Source organism: Streptomyces sp. NPDC101166 (assembly GCF_044768125.1).
GTDB lineage: Bacteria > Actinomycetota > Actinomycetes > Streptomycetales > Streptomycetaceae > Streptomyces.
Genome location: NZ_JBIWPF010000013.1, coordinates 257,506 through 265,752 on the forward strand (window position 1 = coordinate 257,506; position 8,247 = coordinate 265,752).

Sequence of the window (8,247 nt, forward strand, 5' to 3'; positions counted from 1 at the left end):
CCCCGCCTGCTCTGCGGGCGGACGACGGGGATTTGTCAGACAGGCCCTAGAAGAACACCGACCTCCGCTGCACCAGCAGCTTGTACAGCGTGTGCTGGATCTGCTCGCGCACCTGGTCCGTCAGGTTGAACATCAGCATCGGATCCTCCGCCGCCTCCGGCGGATAGCCGTCCGTCGGAATCGGCTCACCGAACTGAATCGTCCACTTCGTCGGCAACGGCACCGCCCCCAACGGCCCCAGCCAGGGGAAGGTCGGCGTCAGCGGGAAGTACGGGAACCCCAGCAGCCGTGCGAGGGTCTTGGCGTTGCCGATCATCGGGTAGATCTCCTCCGCCCCGACGATCGAGCAGGGGATGATCGGAGCGCCCTTGCGCAGCGCCGTGGACACGAATCCGCCCCGGCCGAACCGCTGGAGCTTGTACCGCTCGCTGAAGGGCTTGCCGATGCCCTTGAAGCCCTCAGGCATCACCCCGACCAACTCGCCCTGCCCGAGCAGCCGCTCGGCGTCCTCCGCGCACGCGAGCGTGTGCCCCAGCTTGCGCGCCAGCTCGTTGACGACCGGCAGCACGAACACGAGATCCGCGGCCAGCAGCCTGAGGTGACGATTCGCCGGATGGTGGTCGTGCACGGCGACCTGCATCATCAGGCCGTCCAGCGGCAGCGTCCCGGAATGGTTGGCAACGATCAGCGCGCCGCCCTCGGCCGGGATGTTCTCGACGCCCTTCACCTCGACCCGGAAGTACTTCTCGTACACCGGCCGCAGCAGCGACATCAGGACCTGGTCGGTGAGCTCCTCGTCGTAACCGAAGTCGTCGACCTCGTAGTCGCCCGTCAGCCGGCGGCGCAGGAACGACAGCCCGCCCGCGATGCGCCGCTCCAGGCCGCCGCCGTCCTCCCGGGGCTCACCGGCCGCCCGGCTGCCGTCCTGTGCGTCCGCCCCGGGCAGCGGCTGGACCGGTCCCGCCGTGCTCCCCGCAGCGGCCTCGCCGATCTCGAGGACCGGCGCCGGCTCGCCGGTCGTGCGCCGGCTCCCCGCGCTCCGGCGCCGCGACGGCCGCTGCGCGGCGCCCGCGCGGGACCGGTCGTCGTCGAACGGAATGACCTTGGCGTCCGCCATCGTTGATGCGCTCCTCAGTTGGCGCTCTGAGTCGGGGGGTGGCCGCCGCCCGTGAGGGGCAGCGCGGCGATCCGGTCGACGGCCCCCGCAAGGGCCTCGGGGGGCAGGAGACCCGGCCCCTGGCTGCGTGCGAAGTCCGCGAAGGCCTCCGCGGTGGTGTATCTCGGTGTGAATCCCAGCGTCTCGCGCATCTGGTCCGTGGCCACCACCCGGCCGTGCGTGAGCAGCCGGATCTGCTCGGGCGAGAAGTCCGTCATACCCAGCGTACGCACCAGCGATCCCGCCCAGGTGACGGCGGGGAGCAGCAGCGGCACCGTGGGCCGCCCGAGTCGCCGCGAGCACTGCGACAGCAGCAGCACGCCGTCCCCGGCGATGTTGAACGTGCCGCTGTTCAGCGTGCCCCGCGCCGGCTCGTGCGAGCCGATCCGCAGCACCTCGATCACGTCGTCCTCGTGCACGAACTGCAGCCGCGGGTCGTAGCCGAGCACGGTGGGCAGCACCGGCAGCTTGAAGTACGAGGCGAGCGGCGTCTCGGCCGTCGGCCCGAGGATGTTGGCGAACCGCAGCACGCACACGGCGACGTCGGGCCGCCGCCGGGCGAACCCGCGCACATACCCCTCGACCTCGACGGTGTCCTTCGCGAACCCGCCGCTGGGCAGGGCCTTGGCCGGGTTGGTCTCGGTGAACACGGCAGGATCACGCGGCGCGGAGCCGTAGACGTTGGTGCTGGACTTCACCACCAGCCGCTTCACACTGGGCGACTTCTGGCACGCGCCGAGCAGCTGCATCGTCCCGATGACGTTGGTCTCCTTGACCACCGTCCGGCTCCCGCTGCCCAGCGCGGTCGCCGTCACGTCGAGGTGGACGACGGTGTCGGCGCCGGTCTCGGCGAGCACCCGCGCGATGGTGGGCTGGCGGATGTCGGCCTGGATGAAGTCGGCCCCGCCGAGATGGTGCTCGGGCCGCACGGCGTCCACGGCGATCACCCGCTCGACCCCGGGGTCCCGCAGGATCCGGCGTACGAACCGGCCCCCCAACTGCCGGGCCACTCCGGTCACGAGCACGACCTTGCCCAAGATCAGCGCCTTCCTTCCGTTTCGGTCCGGCCTGAACTGCTGCACTGCTCGTACCCTGCCGCGTTCCCCGCCCGCGGGCCAACCTATCGGGTCGATGTCGCGCTGTGACGACCGCCCGACGCACGAAGTGACGAGACCGGCCAGGCCTCCCGGCGCGCGCTCGCCCCGCGGACGTCGCGCTATACGTGTGGCCCCCCACCGGTCAAGGATGGGGGGCCACACACGCTCTCGCGGTTCGCGTCGCGAACTTACTTCTTGTTGCGACGCTGAACGCGCGTGCGCTTGAGCAGCTTGCGGTGCTTCTTCTTGGCCATCCGCTTGCGCCGCTTCTTGATTACAGAGCCCACGACTACCCTCGCTCACTTCTCATCACTCGGTGCTGGGCGACATGGGCCCATACGACCTACGAGGGGCTAGCCTACCCGCCCGAGCGCTGAGCTCGTAATCGAGGGCGTGAGGGGCCGGCGAAGTGCCCTGGGCCGGCTCCCCCACCGCGTCGGTCAGACGGGTTCCACCCCCACGTAGCTCTCGCGGAGGTACTCGTGAACCGCGTTCTCGGGGACACGGAACGACCGCCCCACCCGGATCGCGGGCAGATGACCGCTGTGCACCAGCCGGTACACGGTCATCTTCGACACTCGCATCACCGAGGCGACTTCCGCCACGGTAAGGAACTGAACCTCGCTCAGAGGCCTCTGGTCAGCAGCCATGACACACCTGAACCTTCCGCACTCGACTCGACGGCCACCGGCTTCCCCTTCCGGTGACTCTTCGTCGCTGCGTGCTCACTCCCCAATGTAGGGGCGGGTGATGCGAGTGGGGAAGAGGTGCACCCGCCGCCGGACTACTGTGACAGAGACGCCCGATCGAGTACGTAGCGGATCAGCGGCCGGTAGTGACCAGACCGCACGGCGTCGTCAAGTGGAACGGCCACGGACACCGACCCCTCGGCCTCTCCGACGAACAGCGCGGGATCGTCCGTGTCCGCCGGCCCCATCGCCTCGAACCCCAGCTGACCTGCCCCGCAGACCCATCCATGGTCACCGATCACCAACTCCGGCAGCGGCCCGCCGCCCTCCGCGGCCGCCGCCAGCGCCAGTCGAACCGGGAGGGGGGAATGGGTGTGCGCGCCGGTCGCACCACCGGGGCGCTCGCTCTCCGGTTCCCGCACCAACCCGACACCGCGTACGTAGTCGAGGTTGTACGTGCGTAGACCGAACCGGGTCGTTATGTCGACACAGCGACCCTGCGCCGGGGTGAGGACAGCACATCCCGCCGCCGACAAAGCGTCCGCGAGCCCGGCGTAGAAACCGAGCAGCCGGTGCGGGTGGCCGGTCCCCAGCAGCACCGGAGCGCCACGCTGGGCGACCGAGGCGAGCCGCTCCGCGAAGACGCCCAGGGCGGCGATCGTCCGCCCGGGGTCGATCACATCATGCCCCGACGTCAGTCGAGGATCGGCCGAAACCCCACACTTGGCCGCCATCAACTCGATCACATCCCGCTGACTCCACGCCCGTTCGGGATCGAGTCCGATCAATACCCGGGGATCGCGCGCCGCGAACAACCGATAGCTCCGCAGACTCTCCTCCCGGGAGGTGGCCACCACCCCCGCCAACCGAGCAGCCAGCAGATGCGCCCGAAGACCCCCGGAACTCGACACGCCAGCGATGCTGACGGACCCGGCCGCGCCGAGCGCGGGAAACAGGGCAAGTGGACACGGTCGGCCTAAGGGCTGTCCCGTAATCCCTGGCGGATCAGCGTGCGGCGTCGGATGCGGTGCATCGCAAGGCGGAGGGACGTCCGCATACCGGATGTATGCGGACGTTCCGACAACACGGCGAAGTGCCGTAGCTGTCGTCGCCCGCCCGCCCGGGATTACGGGACCGCCCTTAAGGAATCGCCCAGGGGCCGGTCGGCCCGGCGCGGCTACGCCAGCAAGCCACGCAGCGGGAAGGCGGCCCGCCGGGTGGCCAGCACCGCCTGGTCCAGCCGGTCCGCCGGGTCGTACCCCGCCTCCCAGTCCGCCCACTCCACCGGCCACCGCCCGTCGGTCATCCGCATCGGCCCCAACTGCCGGGTCCGGGCGAAGACCTCCTGCCGCCACCCCTCCGGGATCACCGTCTCCGGCGGCACCGGCGCCCCCGCCGCCACGCCCACCAGATGCGCCCAGGACCGCGGCACCACGTCCACCACCGCGTAACCGCCCCCGCCCAGCGCGACCCACTTCCCCCCGGCATGCTCATGGGCCAGGTCGTGGCACGCGACCTGCACCGCCCGCTGCGCGTCCAACGACACCGCCAGATGCGCCAGCGGATCCTCGAAGTGCGTGTCCGCCCCGTGCTGAGTGACCAGCACGTCCGGCCGGAAGTCGGCGATCAGCTCGGGCACCACCGCGTGGAACGCCCGCAGCCACCCCGCGTCCCCCGTCCCGGCCGGCAGCGCCACGTTCACCGCCGACCCCTGCGCACAGTCCGCGCCCGTCTCCTCCGGCCACCCGGTCTGCGGGAACAACGTGCGGGGATGCTCGTGCAACGAGATCGTCAGCACCCGCGGGTCCTCCCAGAACGCCGCCTGCACACCGTCCCCGTGATGCACGTCCACGTCCACGTACGCGACCCGCTCCGCGCCCAGCTCCAGCAGCCGCGCGACGGCCAGCGACGCGTCGTTGTAGACACAGAACCCCGAAGCGCCGCCCGGCATCGCGTGGTGCAGCCCGCCCGCGAAGTTCACCGCGTGCAGCGCCTCCCCCCGCCACACCGCCTCCGCCGCCCCCACCGACAGTCCCGCGATCAGCGAGGACACCTCGTGCATCCCGGCGAAGGCCGGATCGTCCATCGTCCCCAGCCCGTAGGAGGTGTCCGCGGCTCCCGGATCCAGCGAGGCCGCCTTCACCGCCGCGATGTAGTCCTCCCGGTGGACGAGCCGCAGCGTCGAATCCCCCGCCGGCCTGGCCGACACGATCCGCATCTCACGGTCGAGACCGAGGGCGTCGACCAGTCGTCGCGTCAGAGCCAGCCGGACCGGATCCATCGGATGGTCCGGACCGAAGTCATAGCCCGTTACTGCCTCGTCCCACATCAGCTGTGCGCGGCCGCTCATGCCCGCCACCGTATCGGTCCGGCGAAGGCGCGAACGACCGGGCGTACACCGACGTCACCAGCACCAACACCATCGGCACCGCCATCGCACCGCGATAGCTCCACGCGTCCCCCAACGCCCCCACCAACGGCGAGCCGACCAGGAAACCCACATAGTTGAAGACGTTGAGCCGCGCGACCGCCGCGTCCGACGCCCCGGGGAACAGCCGCCCCGCCGCGGCGAACGTCTGCGGCACCAGCACGCACAGTCCGAGGCCCACCAGCGTGAACCCGCCCATCCCCGCCCACGCCCCCGGAGCGAGGGCCACCACGCCGAACCCCAGCGCCGCCACCGTCGCCCCCAGCCGCACCACCACCACGGCCCCGAACCGCCGCACCCCGAAGTCCCCGATGGCCCGCCCCAGCAGCGTGGTCACCATGTAGACGTTGTACGGGACGGTCGCGAGCTGCTCCGAACTCCCCAGCACGTCCTGGAGGTACTTGGCACTCCAGTTGGAGACGGTCGAGTCCCCGATGTAGGCGAAGGTCATCACCAGGCACAGCGGCAACAGCGTCCGGAAGACGAGTCCCCCCTCGCCGCCCCGCCCGGCCTCCGCCGGCGCCGATGCGGAGCCGGCGTGGGAGTCCCCGTCGACGTACCACCGACTCCCCACCAGCACGCCCGGCAACAGCACCGCCACCACCGGCAGATACGACACCCACAGCGTGAGATGCCAGTGCGCCCCCGCCCACGCCAGCGAGGCCCCGACGATCCCGCCCAGGCTGTACGCGGCATGGAAACTCAGCATGATGCTGCGCGCGTACGCCCGCTGGAGACTCACCCCGAGCATGTTCATCGAGGCGTCCAGGGCGCCCACGGCGAGACCGAACACCGCGAGCGCGATGCCCAGCTCGGCCATCCGCTCCCCCAGCCCGACCCCGAGCAACGCCAGCAGCACGACCGGCTGGGACCAACGCAGCACCCGGCTGGGCGGTATCCGCCGCACCAATCGCTCCGTGGTCACGCTGCCGACGCCGGCCAGGACGGGCACCGCGGCGAGGAAGGCGGGCAGCAGGGCGTCGGAGACGCCGTACCGGTCCTGGACGGCCGGAATCCTCGTCACGAGGAGAGCGAAGGCCACTCCCTGTGCGAAGAAGCTGAACGCCAACGAGGCCCTGCCCCGCCGCAGTACGTCTGTCATGGCGGCGAGCGTAGGGCCCCGAGGTGATCGTGGGTAGATCCAGCCAAAGGTGAGTTTCCCTCAGGTTTACCGGGCGGCCTGGAGAGCGAGCTCGGGCTCTCGGATCTCGGCCGCGTTCTCCGGCGCGTTCTTCACTCCCGGGTCCGTCGGCTCGGCGGTGGCCGGCACCGCGTCCTTCAGCTCGGCGTCCTTCAGCTCGGCGTCCTTCAGCTCGGCGTGCTTCAGCTCGGCGTGCTTCAGCTCGGCGGCGAGGATCGCCCCCATCGGTCCGGCGCCGAGAGCACCGCTGACGAGGAACCCGCCCACCATCGAGACCGCCATGACGACCCCGCCGAGCCACACCATGGTGTCCACGGGGACGGTGTAGGCCCCGACCACCCGCACCACGCACTCGGCGAACAGCACCACACCCCAGACCACGGAGAACATCCGCTCCCGGCGCAGGAAGTCCGCCGAGCGGACCGAGCCGCCCGAGGCCAGCCGCTCCCAGGCGGCCTCCCTGGCCGCGTCCGCCTTCACCAGGAAGGGCTTCATCCCCGCGGTCATCATCGGCTTCCCGAGCGCCACGGAGAGGAGGATGCCGACCGCGATGGTGCTGCTGACCGCGCTGTCCTTGGCGAGCATCAGCCGCGGGTCGCCGGAGACGAAGCTCAGCAGCAGCGACACCACGTTCACGACGAGGATCAGCCCCGCCAGCGCGTTGGTCCTGCGCTCCTTGACCGCGCTCCACGCGGTCCGCAGAGCCGGCCCGACGCTGCTCCACGCGAGCGCCGCGAAGGTGCTCATCCCGAAGCCGTCCTTGAACAGGTAGTACGAACCGATCGGCATCGCCACGTCCACGATCAGCGGCGCGAAGTTCTTCTTCGTGTTCTGCTTCGTGTTCCGGCCCTGGGAAACCGAGTTCGTCGTCATGCCCTCAGCTTCGCCGCCGGCGGGGGCCGGCCACCAGAGACGATCGTCCGGAGCTCCGTATGACAGATGTCAGTCGAGCAGCGCCGTCAACTCGCTCATGTCGGAGAAGAGTCGGGTGGCGTCCGCCAGGTCGGCGGCGGGTGTCATCCGGGTGAACCCGTACACGTCCATCCCGGCCGCGACAGCCGCCCGCACGCCCAGCGGGGAGTCCTCCACGACCACGCAGCGGGCGGGCGCGACGCCCATCCTCTCTGCGGCGTGCAGGAACAGGTCGGGCGCCGGCTTCCCCTTCCCCACGTCCTGCGCACTGAAGATCCGCGACTCCTCGAACCACCGGTCGAGCCCCGTCGTCCGATGCCCCACCCGGATCCGCTCATGGCTCCCCGAGGACGCCACACAGTAGGGCGCCTCGCCGGCGGTCAGCTTCTCCAGCACGCCCACGACGCCCTCCACCGGCCGCAGTTCCCGCGCGAACGCCTCGAACACCCGCCGGTGGAACACGTCGTCGAACTCCGCCGGCAGTCTCTCGCCGGTGCGCTCCAGGACCAGGTCGTGGATCCGGTGCATCGCGGAGCCCATGTAGTCACGAACGGAGTCCTCGTACGAGGTGGGATGCCCGAGCTCCGTGAGATAAGCGGCCAGCAGCCGGTTGGAGATCGGCTCACTGTCCACCAGGACACCGTCATTGTCGAAGATCACCAATTCGTAGGGCATATACAGACCCTAAACGCAGAAAACCCCCGCACCGTGAGGTGCGGGGGTTTTCCCAATGATTGTTCGGCGGCGTCCTACTCTCCCACAGGGTCCCCCCTGCAGTACCATCGGCGCTGTGAGGCTTAGCTTCCGGGTTCGAAATGTAACCG

9 protein-coding genes and 1 rRNA gene are annotated in these 8,247 nt (G+C 70.3%); all 10 read right to left on the bottom strand.

Annotation, left to right across the window (positions count from 1 at the left end; genetic code table 11):
- Positions 1-46: 46 nt before the first annotated feature.
- Positions 47-1,117: a lysophospholipid acyltransferase family protein gene (locus tag ACIRS4_RS24160; protein WP_404199467.1), complete on the bottom strand. Its 1,071-nt coding sequence runs from the start codon at positions 1,115-1,117 to the stop codon at positions 47-49.
- A 14-nt stretch (positions 1,118-1,131) separates the two neighbouring features.
- On the bottom strand, positions 1,132-2,193 hold the full coding sequence (locus tag ACIRS4_RS24165; RefSeq protein ID WP_404199470.1) for an NAD-dependent epimerase/dehydratase family protein: 1,062 nt from the start codon (positions 2,191-2,193) through the stop codon (positions 1,132-1,134).
- Positions 2,194-2,441: 248 nt separating this feature from the next.
- On the bottom strand, positions 2,442-2,540 hold the full coding sequence (locus tag ACIRS4_RS24170; protein ID WP_003948845.1) for a 30S ribosomal protein bS22: 99 nt from the start codon (positions 2,538-2,540) through the stop codon (positions 2,442-2,444).
- A gap of 153 nt (positions 2,541-2,693) precedes the next feature.
- Positions 2,694-2,903 carry a helix-turn-helix domain-containing protein gene (locus ACIRS4_RS24175; RefSeq protein WP_404199473.1) on the bottom strand — a complete coding sequence of 70 codons (210 nt, stop codon included), beginning with the start codon at positions 2,901-2,903 and terminating at the stop codon, positions 2,694-2,696.
- Positions 2,904-3,037: 134 nt separating this feature from the next.
- Entirely contained in the window at positions 3,038-3,853 is an 816-nt protein-coding gene (locus tag ACIRS4_RS24180) for a phosphatase (protein ID WP_404199476.1), read from the bottom strand.
- A 266-nt stretch (positions 3,854-4,119) separates the two neighbouring features.
- On the bottom strand, positions 4,120-5,292 hold the full coding sequence (locus ACIRS4_RS24185; protein WP_404199478.1) for an acetoin utilization protein AcuC: 1,173 nt from the start codon (positions 5,290-5,292) through the stop codon (positions 4,120-4,122).
- Complete coding sequence (locus tag ACIRS4_RS24190) at positions 5,243-6,472, bottom strand: MFS transporter (RefSeq protein ID WP_404199481.1); 1,230 nt, start codon at positions 6,470-6,472, stop codon at positions 5,243-5,245. The genes ACIRS4_RS24185 and ACIRS4_RS24190 overlap by 50 nt, the downstream gene beginning before the upstream one ends.
- Positions 6,473-6,538: 66 nt before the next feature.
- Positions 6,539-7,384, bottom strand: a complete 846-nt coding sequence (locus tag ACIRS4_RS24195; RefSeq protein ID WP_404199483.1) for a VC0807 family protein — start codon at positions 7,382-7,384, stop codon at positions 6,539-6,541.
- Positions 7,385-7,453: 69 nt separating this feature from the next.
- Complete coding sequence (locus ACIRS4_RS24200) at positions 7,454-8,098, bottom strand: HAD family hydrolase (protein ID WP_404199486.1); 645 nt, start codon at positions 8,096-8,098, stop codon at positions 7,454-7,456.
- Between the two features lie 61 nt (positions 8,099-8,159).
- Positions 8,160-8,247 (bottom strand): 5S ribosomal RNA (rrf, locus tag ACIRS4_RS24205); the annotation flags it as partial.